This is a genomic window from Flavobacterium sp. N2820 (assembly GCF_025947285.1).
Classification (GTDB): Bacteria; Bacteroidota; Bacteroidia; order Flavobacteriales; family Flavobacteriaceae; genus Flavobacterium.
In genome coordinates this window covers 2,617,193-2,637,108 of sequence record NZ_CP110008.1, presented here as the reverse complement: position 1 = coordinate 2,637,108, position 19,916 = coordinate 2,617,193, and the positions used below count along the sequence as shown (strand labels likewise).

Annotated in this window: 18 protein-coding genes; 9 read left to right on the top strand and 9 right to left on the bottom strand. The window is 33.2% G+C overall.

Annotated features, from left to right (window positions below):
- Positions 1–49: 49 nt before the first annotated feature.
- The 4 genes from OLM52_RS12365 to OLM52_RS12350 all read left to right on the top strand — a co-directional run bounded on the left by OLM52_RS12365 (position 50) and on the right by OLM52_RS12350 (position 4,590).
- A complete protein-coding gene (locus OLM52_RS12365; RefSeq protein WP_264548811.1) occupies positions 50–1,210 on the top strand; it encodes a hypothetical protein in 1,161 nt (386 codons plus the stop codon).
- 109 nt (positions 1,211–1,319) lie between these two features.
- Positions 1,320–1,661 (top strand): T9SS type A sorting domain-containing protein, encoded by a 342-nt coding sequence (locus OLM52_RS12360; RefSeq protein WP_264548810.1) that lies wholly within the window; start codon positions 1,320–1,322, stop codon positions 1,659–1,661.
- A gap of 103 nt (positions 1,662–1,764) precedes the next feature.
- Positions 1,765–3,492, top strand: a complete 1,728-nt coding sequence (locus tag OLM52_RS12355) for a T9SS type A sorting domain-containing protein (RefSeq protein WP_264548809.1) — start codon at positions 1,765–1,767, stop codon at positions 3,490–3,492.
- Positions 3,493–3,609: 117 nt separating this feature from the next.
- Complete coding sequence (locus OLM52_RS12350) at positions 3,610–4,590, top strand: acyl transferase (protein ID WP_264548808.1); 981 nt, start codon at positions 3,610–3,612, stop codon at positions 4,588–4,590.
- 52 nt (positions 4,591–4,642) lie between these two features.
- On the opposite strand, the gene tyrS is transcribed toward OLM52_RS12350, so the two are convergent.
- Entirely contained in the window at positions 4,643–5,932 is a 1,290-nt protein-coding gene (gene tyrS, locus OLM52_RS12345; RefSeq protein ID WP_264548807.1) for a tyrosine--tRNA ligase, read from the bottom strand.
- A 143-nt stretch (positions 5,933–6,075) separates the two neighbouring features.
- Here tyrS and OLM52_RS12340 point away from each other — a divergent pair, with 143 nt between their 5' ends.
- The gene (locus tag OLM52_RS12340; RefSeq protein ID WP_264548806.1) at positions 6,076–7,059 is read left to right on the top strand and encodes an NAD-dependent epimerase/dehydratase family protein; all 984 of its coding nucleotides are present in this window, start codon (positions 6,076–6,078) and stop codon (positions 7,057–7,059) included.
- On the opposite strand, the gene OLM52_RS12335 is transcribed toward OLM52_RS12340, so the two are convergent.
- The 3 genes from OLM52_RS12335 to OLM52_RS12325 are packed head-to-tail and all read right to left on the bottom strand — an operon-like array spanning position 7,056 to position 9,499.
- Positions 7,056–7,430, bottom strand: a complete 375-nt coding sequence (locus tag OLM52_RS12335) for a DUF4296 domain-containing protein (protein ID WP_264548805.1) — start codon at positions 7,428–7,430, stop codon at positions 7,056–7,058. The genes OLM52_RS12340 and OLM52_RS12335 overlap by 4 nt on opposite strands.
- On the bottom strand, positions 7,431–8,777 hold the full coding sequence (locus OLM52_RS12330) for a dihydroorotase (RefSeq protein WP_264548804.1): 1,347 nt from the start codon (positions 8,775–8,777) through the stop codon (positions 7,431–7,433).
- The gene (locus OLM52_RS12325; RefSeq protein ID WP_264548803.1) at positions 8,777–9,499 is read right to left on the bottom strand and encodes a polyprenol monophosphomannose synthase; all 723 of its coding nucleotides are present in this window, start codon (positions 9,497–9,499) and stop codon (positions 8,777–8,779) included. The genes OLM52_RS12330 and OLM52_RS12325 overlap by 1 nt, the downstream gene beginning before the upstream one ends.
- Positions 9,500–9,604: 105 nt before the next feature.
- Here OLM52_RS12325 and OLM52_RS12320 point away from each other — a divergent pair, with 105 nt between their 5' ends.
- Both OLM52_RS12320 and OLM52_RS12315 read left to right on the top strand, forming a co-directional pair.
- Positions 9,605–10,270 carry a DUF4271 domain-containing protein gene (locus OLM52_RS12320; RefSeq protein ID WP_264548802.1) on the top strand — a complete coding sequence of 222 codons (666 nt, stop codon included), beginning with the start codon at positions 9,605–9,607 and terminating at the stop codon, positions 10,268–10,270.
- A gap of 17 nt (positions 10,271–10,287) precedes the next feature.
- The gene (locus tag OLM52_RS12315) at positions 10,288–11,037 is read left to right on the top strand and encodes a uroporphyrinogen-III synthase (RefSeq protein WP_264550549.1); all 750 of its coding nucleotides are present in this window, start codon (positions 10,288–10,290) and stop codon (positions 11,035–11,037) included.
- Positions 11,038–11,144: 107 nt separating this feature from the next.
- Here OLM52_RS12315 and pckA read toward each other — a convergent pair whose 3' ends face one another.
- Positions 11,145–12,773 carry a phosphoenolpyruvate carboxykinase (ATP) gene (gene pckA / locus OLM52_RS12310; protein ID WP_264548801.1) on the bottom strand — a complete coding sequence of 543 codons (1,629 nt, stop codon included), beginning with the start codon at positions 12,771–12,773 and terminating at the stop codon, positions 11,145–11,147.
- Between the two features lie 70 nt (positions 12,774–12,843).
- On the bottom strand, positions 12,844–13,230 hold the full coding sequence (locus OLM52_RS12305) for a DUF423 domain-containing protein (protein WP_264548800.1): 387 nt from the start codon (positions 13,228–13,230) through the stop codon (positions 12,844–12,846).
- A gap of 126 nt (positions 13,231–13,356) precedes the next feature.
- Here OLM52_RS12305 and OLM52_RS12300 point away from each other — a divergent pair, with 126 nt between their 5' ends.
- Together OLM52_RS12300 and OLM52_RS12295 are read left to right on the top strand one after the other, a co-directional pair.
- Complete coding sequence (locus OLM52_RS12300) at positions 13,357–14,727, top strand: saccharopine dehydrogenase family protein (RefSeq protein ID WP_264548799.1); 1,371 nt, start codon at positions 13,357–13,359, stop codon at positions 14,725–14,727.
- 102 nt (positions 14,728–14,829) lie between these two features.
- The gene (locus OLM52_RS12295) at positions 14,830–15,300 is read left to right on the top strand and encodes an Lrp/AsnC family transcriptional regulator (protein ID WP_264548798.1); all 471 of its coding nucleotides are present in this window, start codon (positions 14,830–14,832) and stop codon (positions 15,298–15,300) included.
- A 138-nt stretch (positions 15,301–15,438) separates the two neighbouring features.
- Here the strand turns inward: OLM52_RS12295 and OLM52_RS12290 are convergent, their stop codons facing one another.
- The 3 genes from OLM52_RS12290 to OLM52_RS12280 all read right to left on the bottom strand — a co-directional run bounded on the left by OLM52_RS12290 (position 15,439) and on the right by OLM52_RS12280 (position 19,875).
- Positions 15,439–16,134: a zinc metallopeptidase gene (locus OLM52_RS12290; protein WP_264548797.1), complete on the bottom strand. Its 696-nt coding sequence runs from the start codon at positions 16,132–16,134 to the stop codon at positions 15,439–15,441.
- 79 nt (positions 16,135–16,213) lie between these two features.
- Positions 16,214–16,636, bottom strand: coding sequence for a hypothetical protein (locus tag OLM52_RS12285; protein WP_264548796.1), 423 nt, complete (start codon positions 16,634–16,636; stop codon positions 16,214–16,216).
- 209 nt (positions 16,637–16,845) lie between these two features.
- A complete protein-coding gene (locus OLM52_RS12280) occupies positions 16,846–19,875 on the bottom strand; it encodes a leucine--tRNA ligase (RefSeq protein ID WP_264548795.1) in 3,030 nt (1,009 codons plus the stop codon).
- Positions 19,876–19,916: the final 41 nt, after the last annotated feature.

Below are 19,916 nucleotides of genomic sequence, written 5' to 3'. Positions count from 1 at the left end.
TACTGTAAGTTTGTATCAAATATTAAAAACAACAAAAACTACATTAATCATGAAAAAAATTTTATTAAGCTTATCAATTTTAGCTACAATATTCACTAGTTGTTCTACTAGCGATGATGAAGGAACAGTTCAACCAGTAGAAGGAGAGCTTTCGGGTTCGGCAACTACAAACAGAACAATTGCTTTTGGAAACTATACCTTAAATGGAATATACACTATTGAAAGTGGTGTAACTGTAACTTTTGATGCTGGCTCAACAATCACAGCTAACGGAGCTAATGGTGTTGATGCAATTTTAGTAAAAAACGGTGGTAAACTAATTATGAATGGTACTGCATCACAACCAATAGTTTTAACTGAATCTACAGCAACTCCAGGTTCATGGGGTGGAATCATTATGTATGGTGATGCTCCAATTAACGGTGCAGGTGGTACTACAACAAAAACATCAGAAGACGGTTTGAACTTAACATATGGTGGAACAAATGCGGCACATAATGGTGGGACTTTGCGTTATGTAAGAGTAGAATATGCTGGTAAAAAAATTACTGATGGAACAAGTGAAATGAACGGATTTTCTTTTTACTCTGTGGGTTCAGGAACAATTTTAGAAAATTTAGTTTCATATAAAGGGGCTGATGATGGTTTCGAATTTTATGGTGGAACTGTAAGTGCTTCTAATTTAATTTCTTACGGAAATTATGATGATTCATTTGACTGGCAAGATGGATGGAAAGGACAAAACAATTCAAACTGGTATGCTTACCAAATGGGAACAGGAAATTTTGGAATGGAAATCGAAGCTTCTAACAACAATAACAGTTTCTATCCAGTAATTGCAAACATTACTTTAAAAAGAGCAGCTGGAACAAACACTGAAGGTGGTTCTTCTGCAGCAGAATATGATGCAATCCAATTTAAAAAACAAGGAAATGGTGATTTTACTAACATCGTGATTTCGGGCTATACAACAGCTGGAGCTACTGCAGTAAGAATTCAAGATGCAGTAACTAATACAGACCAAGTTAATGCTAGTAAAATAAAATTAACTTCAGTTAAAATAAATGATGGAACATCTGAATATGCAGGTGCAGGAAGTTTAAGTGTTACTTTCCCATCTGGTCAATATACTACAAATTCTGGAGCTACAGGAGCAAACTTAGCAACTGGAGTTTGGTCAACTGTAGGAGGAACATCTTTAATTCAATAACATTCAATCCTCATAAATGTTAAAAATCCCTCAAAATTGAGGGATTTTTTATTTGGCATTGTATTTGTACTTATTTTTTTAATACCTTTACACTTTAGTTATGTCGCGAATGATAAAAAAATACTCTAATATTATTTTCTTACTAATTGTTTTATTTTCTTTCAGTGCACACGCACAGGAAAATAAACAATCTGCCGTATCTAAAAATCAAGAACCTTCAATTGAAGGACTTACAATCTACCCAAACCCTGTAAACTCTGGAAAAATTTTTATTACAACTAAGTCTTCTTTAGATAAAAAAGTAGAAATTTTTAATGTACTTGGGAAAAAAGTACTAGAGACTGTTATTACTTCAAAAGAAGTAAACGTGAGTCATTTAGAAGCAGGTGTTTACATCATCAAAATAAAAGAAGGCGAAGCCTCAGCTACTAGAAAACTAATTATCAATTAGTTAATATATCATATTCCTAAAATTTAATTTTAAGTTAACAACTAAATATTAGTCTAAAACTTAAAAACTATTTATCTTTGTACCATAATTTAATTTTATAAAAATGAAAAAACTTTACTTTTTATTATTTTCAATTTTGCCTTTTATTGGTTTTACACAAGCTTCTGATTTATATTTCAGTATGTATGGTGAAGGTTCTAGCAACAATAAATTCTTAGAAATTTATAATGGAACTGGCGCGCCAGTTGATTTAGTTGACTACTCTATTGAATTGTATGCAAATGGAGCTACTGCTGCTTCAAACACACAGACTTTTACTACTGGAACTATAATTGCAGCAGGAGATGTCTATGTTTTAAGAAACAGTAGTGCTGCTTTAGCTGCTATTACAAGCGCTGCAGATATTTCATCTTCCGTTTGTAATTACAATGGTGATGATGCAATTGCTTTAAAAAAACTTGGTGCTGTTATCGACGTGATAGGATCAATAGGTACTGATCCAGGTTCTGCTTGGGCAGTTGGTAGTACTACAGATGGAACACTTAACCATACCATAGTTAGAAAATTAACAGTTTGTAGTCCGAACCCGGTAAATTTAAGTTCATTTGGAACTGATGACGCCACTTCAGAATGGATTGTTTATGCTATCGATGGTGAGTTAGGCCAATTAGGCAGTCATTCTGGTTGTTCTTCAACACCATCATTATCAATATCTTCACCTGCTAACGCAACAATTTTCAATCCAAATACAACAAATGTGAACATAACTTTTATAGTTAACAATTTTACAGTTGCAAATGGAACGGGTGACGGTCATATCCATTACACTATAAATGCAGGTTCAGTTGTAATGAAATATGATACAACCCCAATTTCTATACCTACAACACCAGGAACATACACTGTTTACATGGAATTAGTAGACAACACACACACTGCAATAACTCCTGCAGTAAATGCAACTGTTACTTTTGAAGTTGCTGCATTAAATGTAGTTACAGATTTAGCAGCATTAAGAGCAGATGTAATAGCAAATGGTGCTGGAAAATACTATCAAGTATCTAGTACTCCTGTAATTTCTTATGCAAGAACAACTAGAAATCAAAAATATATTCAAGATGCATCTGCTGGTGTTTTAATTGACGATCTTCCTGGAACTATTACAACTACTATGGTTGCTGGTGACGCAATTTCTGGACTTAAAGGACAAGCAGCGCTATTCAGTGGTGTTTTACAAATTTTACCATTAGAAAATGCAACAGTTGCTTCTTCTGGAAACACAATTACTCCTCAAGTAGTTACTGCAGCAGATATTGCAGCTAACATAGAAATGTATGAAAGTGAATTGGTTCAAATTAATAATGCAACATTCACAGCTGCAGATGGAACTGTTGTTTTTGCAACTAATTCAAACACAGATTTAAATGATGGTTCTAGTATTATTTTTAGACCTATTTTTGCAGAAGCAGATTATATTGGTCAAGTTATTCCTTCAGGAGCTGCTAACAGAGTACTTTTAGTAGCTGAATTTAATGGAACTGCTCAAGTTGTAGCTCGTTCATTAGCTGATGTAACTTTATCATCAAATTCTTTTGATGCTATCAATGGTTTATCAATGTATCCAAATCCATTATCTGGAAACACTTTATTCTTAACTTCTACTGCAAATGCTCCAATGACTGTTCAAATTTTTGACTTATTAGGGAAAGAAGTTGTAAAAGCTGATGTAGTGAATAACACAGTAAACGTTGCTAAATTAACAGCTGGTGTTTATGTAGTTAAAATTACTGAAGAAGGTAAAACTGCTACAAGAAAATTAGTTATCAAATAATTTAGATGCTGAACTAAATTTAGCATAACAAATAAGAGAAAAGCATCAACGAAGGTTGGTGCTTTTTTTATTATCTAAACTTTACAGATTGCCCAAATTGTTTGTTATTTTTGCATTATGATTTCACAAGAAGACATCTTCCAAATTAATTCTAAAAAAGAATTTGAAAAAATTACTTTAAAAGTATTTCGTCATCAGTACGACAATAATTTGGTATACCAACAATTTTGCAACTTCTTAAAAAAAGACAAAACCAATGTGAAATCGTTAACCGAAATTCCTTTTTTACCCATTCAATTTTTTAAAAGTCACAACATCTTGAGCACTGACGAATCTATTCAGCAAACTTTTACAAGTAGCGGAACAACAGGAGTGCAAACCAGTAAACATTTCGTAACAGATGTAAGTTGGTACGAAATGAGTTACCGCTTAGGTTTTTCGGAATTCTATGGAAATATTGAAGATTATTGTGTTTTAGCCTTGCTTCCTTCCTATTTAGAACGCGAAGGTTCTTCGTTAATTTACATGGTCGAAGATTTAATTCAACGTAGTAATCATCAAGATTCTGGATTTTATTTACACAATTATGACGAATTAATTTCTAAACTAATTGAATTAGATCTTTTGGGACAAAATGTAATTTTAATTGGGGTCACGTATGCTTTGTTGGATTTGATTGAGCAACAAAATTTTCAATTAAAAAACACTATTATCATGGAAACTGGCGGTATGAAAGGCAAACGAAAAGAAATGATTCGCGAAGAACTCCATACTGTTTTATGCAAGGGATTTGGTGTTTCTAAAATTCATTCAGAATATGGCATGACTGAATTGCTTTCTCAAGCGTATTCTCTTGGCGATGGCATTTTCGAATGTCCGCCTTGGATGCAAATTCTAATTCGTGATACTGAAGATGCCTTAACTTATGTTTCTGAAGGAAAAACAGGTGGAATTAATGTGATTGACTTAGCCAACATCAATTCGTGTTCATTTATTGCTACGCAAGATTTGGGCAAAAAATATCCCAACCATTCGTTCGAAGTGTTGGGACGTTTTGATCATTCTGATATTCGTGGTTGTAATCTGATGGTAGTTTAACTGTTAAAATGTTTATTTTTTTAATCGATTCTACAGTTCAACAATTTATCGATTAAACAATTTTTATCACATAATAATTTTTCTTTCCTTTTTGCAATAATAAGAATTGGTTGTTGATTAAATCCTCTTTCGTAATAATTTTCTCTTCACCCACTTTCTCTTTATTCAAAGAAATTGAATTTTGCTTTAATTCTCTTCGTGCATCACTATTAGAAGCCAAGAAGTTGGTTTTAGCAGAAAGTGCAGCAATCATATCCAAACCTTCGTTTAATTCTTCCAAAGAAATTTCTGCTTGAGGAACTCCATCAAACACTTCTAAAAACGTTTTCTCATCTAACTTTTTCAATTCATCCATTGATGGACTAAAGAACGCATTTGAAGCTGCGATTGCATTTTCCAAATCTGCTGCAGAATGTACCATCACAGTAATTTCTTCAGCCAAACGTTTTTGCAATACTCTTAAATGAGGCGCTTCATTATGTACTCCAATTAGTTTTTCAATCGTTTCTTTATCTAAGAATGTGAAAATCTTAATGTATTTTTCTGCATCAACATCCGAGGTATTCAACCAGTATTGGTAAAATTTGTAAGGAGACGTTCTTTCTGCATCTAACCAAATATTTCCACCTTCTGATTTACCAAACTTCGTTCCATCGGCTTTTGTAATTAACGGACAAGTTAAAGCATACGCTTTTCCAGATTCAATTCTACGAACTAATTCTGTTCCTGTGGTTATATTTCCCCATTGATCACTTCCACCCATTTGCAACGTACATTTTTTTGCACGGTATAAATGTAAAAAGTCGTAACCTTGAACTAATTGGTACGTAAATTCAGTAAATGACATTCCTTCCGAAGTTTCTCCGGTTAAACGTTTTTTAACTGAATCTTTCGCCATCATGTAATTCACAGTAATGTGTTTTCCTACATCGCGAATGAAATCTAAGAATGAAAATTCTTTCATCCAATCGTAATTATTTACTAATTCAGCAGCATTAGCTTCCGCAGAAGTAAAATCTAAAAATCGAGCCAATTGTCCTTTAATTGCCTCTTGATTATGACGCAAAGTAGCTTCATCTAATAAATTTCTTTCATTAGATTTTCCTGATGGATCACCAATCATTCCTGTTGCGCCACCCACAAGCGCTAATGGTTTATGACCACTTAATTGGAAATGTCTTAACAACATCACTCCAACTAAATGCCCTATATGCAATGAATCTGCGGTTGGATCAATACCCACATACGCCACACGCATCTGCTCCATCAAATGTTCTTCGGTGCCTGGCATTACGTCGTGGAGCATTCCTCTCCAAGTCACTTCTTCAATAAAATTTTTCATGATTCTTAAATAATTTGAGCAAAGATAACTTTTAGTCTTAAAGTGGCAAAGTCTTAAAGTCAAAAGTGATAAAGTTTTGAAATTCTGAAATCAAAAATCGATAATCATAAATCTGTAATCAAAAGATTTGCTATTTTTACAACATGATTTTAGTCACAGGAGCAACGGGTTTAGTAGGTTCACATTTGTTAGTGCAACTTCTTCAAGAAAATGAGGAAGTAAAAGCGCTATTTCGTTCTGAAAAACAGCTTGAAAAAGTGAAGAATGTTTTTGCTTTTAAAAATCAATTAGGTCTTTTTGATAACATTCATTGGGTTAAAGGCGATATTACTGATATCCCTTCATTAGAAATAGCATTTGAAAATGTAACTCATGTGTATCATTGTGCCGCTTTAATATCCTTTGATCCAAATGATGAAGATGCACTTAGAAAAATTAATATTGAAGGAACTGCCAATGTTGTAAACTGCTGTATCGATTTTAATATTAAAAAATTGTGCCACGTTAGTTCAATTGCCGCACTTGGCGATACGAAAGAGCACGAAAACATCATTACAGAAGACACAGAATGGAATCCAGAAGAATTACATAGCGACTATGCCATTACAAAATATGGTGCAGAAATGGAAGTTTGGCGAGGTTTTCAAGAAGGATTAGATGTTGTGATTGTGAATCCAAGTGTGATTTTTGGTTATGGCTTTCCAAATCAAGGGAGTGATGTTATTATACAGTCTGTTAAAAAAGGACTTTCATTTTATACCAATGGTACAATTGGTATTATTTCGGTGGAAGATGTGACCAATTGTATGGTTCAATTAATGAAAAGTACTATTTCGGGTGAACGATATATTTTGGTTGGAGAAAACATAAATATTAAAGATTTCATTTATTATTTAGCTTCAAAATTTAAAATAAAACCACCTGGTTTTTATGCCTCCAAAAGCATAACAAACTTGGGTTGGCGATTAGATTGGTTATTAGCTAAAATAACAAACAGAAAAAGGAAGCTTACTAAAATAACTTCAAAAGCATCTCATTCAATTGATCAGTATGACACAACAAAAGTGGTTGCCGCTTTGGGTTATAATTTTCAAAAAAAGGAAACGTATTTACCGAACATTATTTAATTTTTAACAGAAGTACCGTCTATAGCTGTTGAATCTTTTTTAATTTCTGATTCCGATTTTATCTTTTCTAAACGCGCTAAAACGTCCTGATGCATTTTTTTGTATTTTCTGGTATTTGCAGCGTAGTACTTTTGATTTTGATAATAAGTAGTACTGTCAATTTTATACTTTTCATAAATAAAAGTATTTACTTTAATATTGTTTTCTGTTAAACGATATGTCATGGTTCCTTCCGCTGCTTGTAAAACGGCAATATCAAATAATATGTTTGTCATTACCTCATCATCTAGCAAATTATCAGGTTTTGGGGCCGGATTTTTTGAACATGAAATAATTACAATTCCAATAACTAATAGTAAAAACTTTTTCATTTATAGGGTTCTATCAAATAATAAACGTTGACCTGCTTTTGCTTCTTTAACCTTTCCATTAGCATACACTAATTTTCCGTTTACAAAAGTATGTGTAACTCTTGATTTAAAATTATAGCCTTCAAAGGGAGACCATCCACATTTGTAAAGAATATTTTCTTTTTTAACATTCCAAGGCAAATAAGCATTTACTATGGCAATATCTGCAAAATATCCTTCTTTAATGAATCCGCGCTTCTCAATTTTGAATATTTTAGCCGGATTATGACACATTTTTTCTACAATTTTTTCTACCGAAATTTTCCCTTGATGATGTGCTTCAAACATTGCTACTACTGCATGTTGTACTAAAGGACCTCCAGAAGGGCAAGTTGTATAAGAATTTATTTTTTCTTCTAGGGTATGAGGAGCGTGATCCGTAGCAATAACATCTATTCGATCATCTAATAATGCTTTCCACAAAGCGTCTTTATCTTGTTGCGTTTTAACTGCAGGATTCCATTTGATTAAAGAACCTTTTGCATCATAATCCGCATCGGTAAACCACAGGTGATGGATACAAACTTCTGCTGTTATTTGTTTGTCTTCCAACGCAATTTTATTGGTAAACAAATCCATTTCTTTTGCTGTTGACAAATGAAAAACATGCAATCGTGCGCCTGTTTTTTTGGCCAATTCAATCGCTTTTGATGAAGACAAATAACACGCTTCTGCGCTTCGAATTAAATGGTGATATTGCATTGGAATGTCGTCACCAAATTCTTCTTTGTATTTTAACGTATTGGCCTGTATTGTTGCTTCATCTTCACAGTGAACAGCTATAAGCATCTTAGTAGATGAAAAAATCTTTTCTAAAACTTCTGGATTATCGACCAACATATTTCCGGTTGAAGAACCTAAAAACAATTTGATTCCTGCAACATTTCTTGGATTAGTCTTTAAAACTTCTTCTAAATTATCGTTTGTTCCTCCCATCATAAACGAATAATTAGCATATGATGTTTGAGAAGCTATTTGGTATTTATCTTCTAAAAGTTCTTGTGTAACAGCATTTGGAACCGTGTTTGGTTGTTCTATAAACGAAGTAATACCGCCAGCAACTGCTGCTCTACTTTCTGTTTCAATAGTTCCTTTGTGTGTGAGTCCTGGCTCTCTAAAATGCACTTGATCATCAATAGCACCCGGAATTACATAACTCCCTTCTGCATCAATAATAACACAATCTGACGATTTTGGACTTATTTTTTCGGCAATTTCTTTTATAATTTCATTTTCAATTAATATATCACCTTCAAAAACAGCACCTTCGTTTACAATTTTGGCATTTCTAATTAAATATGTATTCATTATAATCTATTAAATATTTTTCTTAATCTCAACATTATTACTCCAACAACTGCTTCTCTAATAATTCCTCCACTCATTTTAGATTGTCCTTTAGTCCTATCCGTAAAAATAATAGGCACTTCAACAATATTGAATTTATTAACAAATGCTCGATATTTCATTTCAATTTGAAACGCATATCCAACAAATTTAATTCGGTCTAAATTTATTTTTTCTAAAACAATTCTTTTATAACATTTAAAACCTGCAGTTGCATCAGCAATTTTCATACCTGTAATCATTCGCACATAAACCGATGCAAAATAAGATAACAAAACACGACTTAAAGGCCAATTGACCACATTAACTCCATTTGAGTATCTTGAACCTATAGCTAAATCAGCCCCATTTTCGCAAGCCGCTAATAATTTTTCTAAATCATTAGGGTTGTGAGAAAAGTCGGCATCCATTTCAAAAATATATGCAAACCCATGTGAAAGCGCCCATTTAAAACCATGCACATAGGCTGTACCAAGACCTGCTTTTTTTGTACGAACCTCTAAAAACAACTTCCCTGAAAATTCCTTTTGCATTGCCCTAACTTTATCTGCTGTCCCATCTGGAGAATTGTCATCAACAATTAAAACATGAAAAGGAGTCTGCAAAGAAAAAACAGCAGCAATTATTGCTTCAATATTTTCAATTTCGTTATAGGTAGGGATTATGACAACGCTTTTAGCCATAGAGTGTGTTAATTTTGATGCAAAAATAAGTTATTTCTAGTGTATAATTCTTAATAATTTTATAATAATCAAATTGAGTGTATTTTTTGTAAATTTGCAAATAATATGTTAGCAATTCAACTCAATACTCGAATAATAGAAAATAACGATTGGGCAACCATTTTGTTCCTCTTGTGCGTGGGAATAATTGCCGTAAACAAAACTATTTCCTCTGTTAGATTTAATGAATTTATCCGGTTGGCTTATTCTGATAAATATACCAAAATTTATCGAGACAGCAGCAATTTAATGAGTGGATTTACTGTTTCAATGTTTGTCTTGCAGTTGTTTTCTTTTTCATTTTTTACGCTTTTAGTGTTGCATCAATTTGAAAAAACCGAAAAAACTAATTTCATTGTTTATATTCAGATATTTACTTTTTTAACCGTTTTTATTCTATCTAAATTTCTAATTGAAAAAATAATAGCAACCGCTTTTAAAATTGAAGAATTTAGCGAACAATTTAATTTACTAAAAGTCAACTATCGTGCCTACTTTGGTTTTATACTTTTGCCGGTGAATATTATTCTATTTTACAATTCATTTGATTCAAATTTGTTTTTTTGGATATTACTTATTGCATTATTCGTAATTAACACTACTACTTACCTAGTTGCATTGAAATTATATCAAAATTTACTGATGCGTAAAATATTTTATTTTATTTTATATCTTTGCACCCTTGAAATAGCTCCGTACTATTTTATTTATAATTGGTTTACAAAAAATTAGAGAGAAATATGTCAAATTTGAAAGTGAAAACAATATTAGTTTCACAACCAGAGCCTAAAGTAGAAAATTCTCCTTATTTTGAGCTTCAAAATAAACTTAAAGTAAAAGTTGATTTTAGACCCTTCATTCATGTTGAAGGTGTTCCTGCAAAAGAAGTAAGAGCTCAGAAAATCGATTTAAACAACTTCACCGCTATTATATTGACTAGCAGAAATTCTGTTGACCATTTTTTTAGAGTTGCAGAAGAAATGCGCTACAAAGTACCTGAAGATTTAAAATATTTTTGCCAATCTGAAGCCGTAGCTTTTTATTTGCAACGTTATGTTGTTTACAGAAAAAGAAAAATTTATGTGGGACAAAAAGACTTTGTTGACATGTCTCCACTTATAAAAAAATATAAAGACGAAAAATTCTTGCTTCCCTCTTCTGATCAATTAAATATCGATGTTCCTCAAACACTTGATGGACTAAAGGTAGATTGGACTAAAGCCATTTTTTACAGAACTGTAATGAGTGATTTAACGGATTTGAAAGATGTTTATTATGACATTTTAGCCTTTTTTAGTCCAACTGGAATTAAATCATTATTTAAGAATTTTCCAGATTTCAAACAAAACAATACTCGAATTGCAGTATTTGGAAGCACTACTCAAAAAGAAGCTTTAGAACATGGTTTACGCGTAGATATTATGGCTCCAAGCCCTGGAACACCTTCAATGACAGGTGCTTTAGAAAAATATGTTGCTGAAGCCAATAAAGGAAAATAAATCCAAAGATTCTTTTCAATCATTTAAAACACATTAAAAAGTTTTATTTAATACCATAAAAAAAGTCCCGAAAATTCGGGACTTTTTTTTATGAACTAATAATCTATTTATCCTAATTTTGGACCCGCAGCAACAAGGTTTTTACCTTCTTCATTGTCTGTATATTGTACGAAATTTTTAATAAATCTTGAAGCTAAATCTTCTGCTTTTGTTTGCCATTCTGCTGCATCAGCGTAGGTATCTCTTGGATCTAAAATAGCAGGATTTACATCATGTAAAGCCGTAGGCACAACAAAATTAAATACCGGAACTGTTTTTGTTGCTGCTTTCTCAATAGAACCATCTAAAATAGCATCAATAATTGCTCTAGTATCTTTGATAGAAATTCGTTTCCCTGTACCGTTCCAACCTGTATTTACCATATAAGCTGTAGCATTATGTTGCTCCATTTTCTTAACAAGTTCTTCGCCATATTTTGTTGGATGTAAAGACAAGAATGCTTTTCCAAAACAAGCTGAAAATGTTGGTTCTGGTTGGGTTACTCCTCTTTCTGTACCTGCTAATTTAGCTGTAAATCCTGATAAGAAATAATATTTTGTTTGCTCTGGTGTTAATTTAGAAACGGGTGGCATTACTCCAAATGCATCAGCTGTTAAGAAAATAACTTTTGTAGCGTGACCTGCTTTAGAAACGGGTCTTACAATGTTATCAATATGATAAATTGGATAAGAAACACGTGTATTTTGTGTAACTGAGCCATCTTTAAAATCAATTTTTCCATCCGCATCAAGAGTTACATTTTCTAATAATGCATCTTTTTTAATGGCCCCAAAAATATCTGGTTCATTAGCAGCACTTAAATCAATTGTTTTCGCATAACAACCGCCTTCAAAATTAAAAACACCATCATTGTCCCATCCGTGTTCATCATCTCCAATTAATTCGCGCTTTGGATCAGTAGACAAAGTGGTTTTTCCTGTTCCCGATAATCCGAAGAAAACAGCTACATCTCCATCTTTTCCTTTATTCGCAGAACAATGCATTGAGGCAATTCCTTGTAATGGCAAGTAATAGTTCATCATTGAGAACAATCCTTTTTTCATCTCACCACCATACCAAGTTCCACCAATTAACTGAATTTTCTCGGTTAAATTGAACGCAACATATACTTCAGAATTTAATCCGTGTGCAGCATAGTCTTTGAAACTTGTTTTTGAGCCATTCATTACAATAAAATCTGGCTCACCAAAATTTTCCAATTCTGCTTCTGTTGGACGAATGAACATATTTTTAACAAAATGCGCTTGCCAAGCCACTTCCATGATAAAGCGAACTTTTAATCTTGTATCTTCATTAGCGCCACAAAAAGCATCTACAACAAACAATCTTTTTCCAGAAAGCTGTTTAACCGTGGTTTCTTTTAAAGCATTCCATGTAGTTTGAGAAATAGGCTTGTTATCGTTTGCAGCTTTATCAGAATTCCACCAAACGGTGTTTTCGGTAACACTGTCTTTTACTATATATTTATCTTTTGGAGAACGACCTGTAAATTCACCTGTCATTACATTTACCGCACCAAGTTCAGACAATTGACCTCTTTCGAAACCTTCTAAAGTTGGATTTAATTCTTCATTATATAAAAATTCATATGAAGGATTGTAGATTATTTCTGATACATTAACGATTCCGTATTTTTCTAACGAAATCGATTTCGTAATTTGGGCATTCGTATCCATAAATTCTTTGTTATGTTGTGTATTTAATAAAGTGCAAAATTATAAATTTAATTTCAGATAGCGTTTTAAATTATGGTTTTTTACTTAAAATTGAGTAAAATAAATAGCTCCAAGCCGATATCAACAGTAATCCTCCTATAGGCGTGATTGGACCTAAAAATTTAGTTTTCAAATTGGTTATCCCATTAGTTGCCAATAAATAAATGGAACCAGAAAAAAACAATACTCCCGAAATAGTTAACCAAAATATAACTAAACGATCTTTTTCACTCAAAAAAGTAAATACGCCTATAAACAATAAAAACAACGCATGATACATTTGATAACGCACACCTACCTCAAAAGATTGCAATTGCGCTTCAGAAAGTACTTTTTTTAACGCATGTGCACCAAATGCACCTAAAATTATTGCCGTAACTCCTAAAAAAACAGCGACTAATAGAATTTTCTTATCCATTTTTCTTGATTTGTGACCAAAGATAGGAAAAGTTTTTATGTTAAATTATGACATAAATCAACAAAATGTTTTCATAAATATAACATTTTACTATCTTCGTGTGATATTTTTACAACACACCCAAAGATGAGACATATTCTAGTAATTGGAGCAGGTAGATCTGCTTCATCACTCATAAAATACTTATTAGAAAATTCAGAAAAAGAAAATCTTCATGTAACAATTGGCGATTTATCAGAAGAATTGGCGAAACAAAAAACAAATCACCACAAAAATGCTACTGCAATTGCTTTTGATATATTCAATGAAACCCAACGAAAAGCAGAAATTCAAAAAGCAGACATCGTAGTTTCGATGTTGCCTGCGCATTTGCATTTAGAAGTTGCTAAAGATTGTATTACCTATAAAAAACATATGGTAACTGCCTCATATATTAGTCCTGCTATGCAAGAATTAGATGCTGCTGCTAAAGAAAATGGTTTGGTTTTCATGAATGAAATTGGGCTTGATCCGGGTATTGACCACATGAGTGCAATGAAAGTATTAGATGAAATTCGTGAAAAAGGTGGAAATATTATTTTATTTGAATCATTCTGTGGCGGATTAGTTGCTCCAGAAAGCGACACCAACTTGTGGAATTACAAATTTACTTGGAATCCAAGAAATGTTGTATTAGCGGGTCAAGGTGGTGCAGCAAAATTCATACAAGAAGGAAATTACAAGTACATTCCGTATTCAAAATTATTTAGAAGAACTGAATTTTTAGAAGTAGAAGGCTATGGAAGATTTGAAGCTTATGCCAACAGAGATTCTCTAAAATATAGAAGTGTATATGGTTTAGACAATGCGTTAACTTGTTATAGAGGAACAATTAGAAGAGTAGGATATTCGAGAGCTTGGGACATTTTAGTACAACTTGGAATGACCGATGATTCATACATAATCGACAATTCGGAAGAAATGACGTATCGTGAATTTACGAATTCATTTTTACCCTATCATCCAACAGATACCGTAGAAATTAAATTGCGTGCATTGCAAAAAATTGATCAAGACGACATTATTTGGGACAAATTAGTCGAAATCGATCTATTTAATCCGAACAAAAAAGTGGGATTGGTAAAAGCAACTCCAGCTCAAATATTAGAAAAGATTTTAGCTGAAAAATGGGCTTTGGAACCAAATGACAAAGATATGATTGTGATGTATCATAAATTTGGCTACGAATTAAACGGCGAAAAAAAACAGATTGATTCTACCATGGTTTGCATTGGTGACGATCAAACATATACTGCAATGGCAAAAACAGTTGGACTGCCTGTCGCAATAGCAACATTAAAAATATTAAATAAAGAAATTACAACTCCAGGCGTTCAGTTGCCTATTACAAAAGAAGTTTATACTCCAATTTTAAAAGAATTAGAAAGTTATGGTGTAATTTTTAAAGAAATTGAAGTCCCTTATTTAGGATACAATCCCTTAAATGTAAAAAGTTAATGATTATTTCAAAGGTTGAAAAATCCGAAATCGTAATTGGTTTCGGATTTTTTTATTCCGTTTAAAATCGATTTTGTATTTTTACTTTCAAATCAACTCAAAATGAAGATAAATCAGTTACAAATTGAAATCGACGGAATTGACAAAGAAATCCTTCGTGATTTAATGGAGGATGCGCGAAAACCGATCTTACAAATCGCCAATAAAATCGGGATTTCAGGTGCTGCAATTCATCAACGACTAAGAAAACTAGAACAAGCTGGGGTAATCTCGGGTTCAAAATTTGTGGTAGACACAAAAGTTTTAGGTTACAGTACGATGGCTTTCATTGGAATTTATTTAGAAAAAGCCTCAAATAATCCAGAAGTGGTAAAAGAATTGAAAAAAATTCCTGAAGTTTTAGAATGTCACTACACCACCGGAAATTGGAGCATTTTAATCAAATTGATTTGTAAAGATAACGAACATTTGATGCAATTGCTCAACAAGAAAATCCAACCCATTGATGGAGTTTCACGAACGGAAACGTACATTTCTTTGGAACAGCAGATAGAACGACAAATTCAGTTGTAAAAAAATCCAATAGAAAAATTCCAAATTCCAAAACTCAGAAACAAAAAAATTCAGAAACAAAAAAATTCAAAATTAGAAGAAAAAAAATTCCAAACTCACATTGGAATTTGGAATTTCTATTTTTGGAATTTTAGTTGTTTAATCTCTCGAACCTAAAATTTGGAAAGCCCAATATAATAAAGATGCTAAAGCTCCTAAAGCGGCTACTACATAAGTACGTGCTGCCCATTTTAATGAATCTTCGGCACCCGCATATTCTTGCTGACTTACCATGTTTTTATTTTTCAACCAAGCCAAAGCTCTGTTACTTGCATCGTATTCTACTGGAAGTGTAACAAAACTAAATGCAGTTGCAATTGCCATTAAAATTAAACCTGCAACCGCCACATAAAATCCTAAACTTGATTTTGATGCAAAACCTAAAATTAACCCTCCCATAATTAACCACTGTGACATACTTGACGAAATATTAACCACAGGAACCATTTTAGAACGCATGGTTAACCATTCATAGGCATGCGCATGTTGTACCGCATGACCACATTCGTGAGCTGCAACAGCGGCTGCGGCTGCATTTCTTTGGTTATAAACTGCTTCTGACAAATTAACTGTTTTGTTCGCCGGATTATAATGGTCTGTTAATTGACCGGGTGTTGAAATTACTTTTACATCGGTAATTCCGTGGTCTTGCAACATTTTTTCTGCAATTTCGGCACCACTCATTCCATTACGCAAAGTTACTTTTGAATAAAAAGCAAACTTACTCTTCAATTTATTACTTACTAACCAACTCACAAGAGCAATCGCTCCAATTATTATATAATATGTCCACATATCTTTTTATTATTTACAATTTAAAGTTACTAAAATTATATCAAAATACAAGCCAAAATTTAGAAATGTCATTTTGACATTATTCTTGCATTTGCTTTACAGGTGATTTTTTAGAAACATCCATTACCGGAACCATTCCATTAGTTGGTACGTAGATAATTTGTGGTAAATCGCCTTTATCTGCTAATTTCTCTAACGTTCTAATGAATAAATATTGGTTATACGTTTCGCTTAACGTTCCATTTTCTAATTTCATGGCTTCTGCCATCCCTTTTGCGCGTTCAATTTCGGCTTGTGCGTTTAATTTTTCGGCTTCTAATTTGGCTTTTGCTTCTTCTACTAAAATTCTACGATTTTGCTCGGCTTTTGCCATTTCTGCTTTTCCTGCCATTTCTTGTTGCCACACGTTATATCTTGGCAAACCAAACATTAAAGCGGCAATAAACACAAATGCAATGACTACAACTCCAGCAATTATTTTTCCAACGTTTCTTTTTTCCATTTTTATAGTTTTTTAGTTTATCTATTATACGTAAAAAATGAAAAATGTTACAAAAACAAGAAGAAAAAACCGCAGATTCGCTGATTTTAAATCAATCTACGAATCTGCGGTTTAATGTTATTCACATAGTTTGTCACTCTGAAAGAGTTTCTAAAAGTCAATCAAGAAATCTAAAAGATGCTTTCAGCATGACAAGATTGTGTTTAAGTTTACACTACAAAGTTTATAACTCTTCCTGGTACAACAACTACTTTTTTTGGAGAAGCACCTTGTAATTGCGCTTGAGTTCTTTCATCCGCCATTACGATTTCTTCAATTTGAGCTGTCGTTAAATCCAATGGTAATTTAATCGTAAATCGCATTTTTCCATTGAACGAAACTGGGTATTCTTTTTCAGATTCGACTAAATATTTCTCTTCAAATTTTGGAAAAGCAACGGTTGCAATTGAACCTTCATGACCTAAAGCGCTCCATAATTCCTCAGCGATATGTGGTGCATAAGGTGAAACTAAAATAGCTAATGGCTCTAAAATAGCGCGGTGATTGCATTTTAATTGTTGTAATTCGTTCACGCAAATCATAAACTGAGAAACCGACGTATTGAAAGAGAAATTCTCAATGTCTTCTGTTACTTTTTTGATGGTTTTATGTAACGATTTATACATTTCTGCCGTTGGTTCATCATTTACAATTACGGAACCATTGTCATCAAAGTATAATCTCCATAATTTTTTCAAGAAACCAGAAACACCAGTAATCCCTGCTGTATTCCAAGGTTTAGATTGCTCTAATGGTCCTAAAAACATTTCGTATAAACGCAACGTATCGGCTCCATATTCTTCACAAATATCATCTGGCGAAACTACATTGTATTTCGATTTCGACATTTTTTCTACTTCTCTATAAACAGAAAGTATTTTAATATCATCTCCTTTTATAATAGAGTCACCATCGAAGTATGAAGAATTCAAAATATCTATTTTATATCTATTGTCGTCATTTAGTTCATCAACAATAATTTCATTTTTTAAATTAACATAATTTACATCAACAGGAGTTTTGTAACAAATAAAATTAAATGGCAAACCTTTCAAATCTTGGTTAAATTCCAAGTGAAAGTTCATACTTTCTTTGAGAAAAACTTCTAATTTATTAGGTAAAACATCAATACTTCCGCCATTAATAAACTCTGAATACAATTCTTTAGAAACTATTACTTGGATATTACCACTTTTATCACCAAATTTAGCTTGTAAAATATATAGAAAAGCACTTTCTCCCAAAATCATTCCCTGATTGATCAGTTTTTTGAATGGTTCTTCTGTTGGGGCGTAACCTCTGTCTTTTAAGAATTTGTTCCAAAAACGAGAATACAATAAATGTCCGGTTGCGTGCTCGCTTCCGCCAATGTATAAATCTACGCTTTCCCAATATTTTAAAGCTTCTTCATTCGCAAACTCTTCTGTATTATGCGCATCCATATAGCGCATCCAATACCATGAAGAACCTGCCCAACCTGGCATCGTGTTTAATTCTAACGGGAAAACTTTCACGTTATCTATTAACTGATTACTAACCACTGAACACTGAACACTATCCCATGCCCAAACGGTTGCGTTACCTAATGGTGGTTGACCGTCTTCGGTTGGTAAATATTTTTCGACTTCTGGTAAAACAATTGGCAAGTGTTTTTTGTCAATCATTTGTGGTAAACCATTCACATAATATACTGGAAAAGGTTCACCCCAATATCTTTGGCGAGAGAAAACGGCATCACGTAAACGGTAATTTACTTTCGCATTTCCTGCACCTAATTGTTCTAAAGCTTCAATTGCTTTTTTCGTTCCGTTTTTGTAATCCAATCCGTTTAAGAAATCAGAATTTACCAATTCAAAACCACCTTTTTCTCCAAAAGCGGCTTGTGAAATATCTTGGTTGAAAATATTCTTAATTGCTGGCATTCCATTAGTTCCTTTGAAGAAATTCGCGAAAGCATAATCACGCTCATCCCCACAAGGAACCGCCATAACCGCACCCGTTCCGTAACCTGCTAACACGTAATCGCCAATCCAAACTGGAATAGGTTCTTTTGTAAAAGGATGTTCTGCATAAGCACCTGTGAAAACGCCTGAAATGGTCTTTACATCTGCCATTCTTTCACGTTCTGAACGTTTTGCAGTTGCTTCTACATAGGCTTCAACTGCTGCTTTTTGTTCTGGAGTAGTAATTTGTGAAACCAAATCGTGCTCTGGCGCTAATGTCATAAAGGTAACTCCGAAAATCGTATCAGGTCGTGTTGTAAACACATCAATTTTCGCATTATGATTATTTACGTTGAACGAAACCATTGCTCCAACTGACTTTCCAATCCAATTACGCTGCGATTCTTTGATCGATTCACTCCAATCGATTTCGTTTAAACCTTGCAATAAACGTTCCGCGTAAGCAGAAATTCGCATACTCCATTGTGTCATTTTCTTACGAACTACTGGATGTCCACCACGCTCTGAAACGCCGTTTACAATTTCGTCATTCGCTAACACGGTTCCTAAAGCCGCACACCAATTGACTTCGGTTTCGGCTAAATAGGTTAATCTATATTGTAAAAGTATTTTTTGTTGTGCTGACGATGAAAATGATTTCCAATCTTCTGCTGAAAATGGCGCAATATTATCATCACAAACTGCATTTACATTGGCATTTCCGTTTTTTTCAAATTCTTGGATTAACGTGCAAATGCTTTCTGCTTTATCCGAATTTTTATTGTACCATGATTCGAATAATTGAATGAAAATCCACTGCGTATGCTTGTAATAATCGGGGTTAGAAGTACGCACTTCACGACTCCAATCGAAAGAAAAACCAATTCTGTCTAACTGATTTCTGTAGCCTTGAATGGTATTTCCTGATTTATCGATGCCACCTTCAATATTCATTCGAGTGGTATCAGCAGGATGTTGTCCTGTTTGAATCGCATATTGTTCGGCTGGCAAACCAAATGAATCATACCCTTGCGGATGCAACACATTAAACCCTTGATGTCTTTTATATCTTGCGACAATATCAGAAGCAATGTAACCTAGCGGATGCCCAACGTGTAAACCCGCACCAGAAGGATAAGGAAACATGTCTAATACATAGTATTTTGGTTTTTCAGAATGGTTAGATGCAGCAAAAGTTTGATTTTCTGCCCAATATTGTTGCCATTTGGCTTCGATTTTTTCGTGGTGGTATTTCATTTTTCAGTTTTCAGTCTCAGTTTTCAGTCTCAGTTTTCAGT

What these genes read in the sequence shown, in the direction of transcription:
- tyrS (WP_264548807.1), bottom strand. Translation starts at nt 5,932, where the DNA reads ATGAAAAATTTTATTGAAGAAGTGACTTGGAGAGGAATGCTCCACGAC.
- OLM52_RS12280 (WP_264548795.1), bottom strand. Translation starts at nt 19,875, where the DNA reads ATGAAATACCACCACGAAAAAATCGAAGCCAAATGGCAACAATATTGG.
- OLM52_RS12290 (WP_264548797.1), bottom strand. Translation starts at nt 16,134, where the DNA reads ATGTGGACATATTATATAATAATTGGAGCGATTGCTCTTGTGAGTTGG.
- OLM52_RS12325 (WP_264548803.1), bottom strand. Translation starts at nt 9,499, where the DNA reads ATGGCTAAAAGCGTTGTCATAATCCCTACCTATAACGAAATTGAAAAT.
- OLM52_RS12335 (WP_264548805.1), bottom strand. Translation starts at nt 7,430, where the DNA reads ATGAAAAAGTTTTTACTATTAGTTATTGGAATTGTAATTATTTCATGT.
- OLM52_RS12355 (WP_264548809.1), top strand. Translation starts at nt 1,765, where the DNA reads ATGAAAAAACTTTACTTTTTATTATTTTCAATTTTGCCTTTTATTGGT.
- OLM52_RS12295 (WP_264548798.1), top strand. Translation starts at nt 14,830, where the DNA reads ATGAAGATAAATCAGTTACAAATTGAAATCGACGGAATTGACAAAGAA.
- OLM52_RS12305 (WP_264548800.1), bottom strand. Translation starts at nt 13,230, where the DNA reads ATGGATAAGAAAATTCTATTAGTCGCTGTTTTTTTAGGAGTTACGGCA.
- OLM52_RS12300 (WP_264548799.1), top strand. Translation starts at nt 13,357, where the DNA reads ATGAGACATATTCTAGTAATTGGAGCAGGTAGATCTGCTTCATCACTC.
- pckA (WP_264548801.1), bottom strand. Translation starts at nt 12,773, where the DNA reads ATGGATACGAATGCCCAAATTACGAAATCGATTTCGTTAGAAAAATAC.
- OLM52_RS12365 (WP_264548811.1), top strand. Translation starts at nt 50, where the DNA reads ATGAAAAAAATTTTATTAAGCTTATCAATTTTAGCTACAATATTCACT.
- OLM52_RS12350 (WP_264548808.1), top strand. Translation starts at nt 3,610, where the DNA reads ATGATTTCACAAGAAGACATCTTCCAAATTAATTCTAAAAAAGAATTT.
- OLM52_RS12285 (WP_264548796.1), bottom strand. Translation starts at nt 16,636, where the DNA reads ATGGAAAAAAGAAACGTTGGAAAAATAATTGCTGGAGTTGTAGTCATT.
- OLM52_RS12340 (WP_264548806.1), top strand. Translation starts at nt 6,076, where the DNA reads ATGATTTTAGTCACAGGAGCAACGGGTTTAGTAGGTTCACATTTGTTA.
- OLM52_RS12360 (WP_264548810.1), top strand. Translation starts at nt 1,320, where the DNA reads ATGATAAAAAAATACTCTAATATTATTTTCTTACTAATTGTTTTATTT.
- OLM52_RS12320 (WP_264548802.1), top strand. Translation starts at nt 9,605, where the DNA reads ATGTTAGCAATTCAACTCAATACTCGAATAATAGAAAATAACGATTGG.
- OLM52_RS12330 (WP_264548804.1), bottom strand. Translation starts at nt 8,777, where the DNA reads ATGAATACATATTTAATTAGAAATGCCAAAATTGTAAACGAAGGTGCT.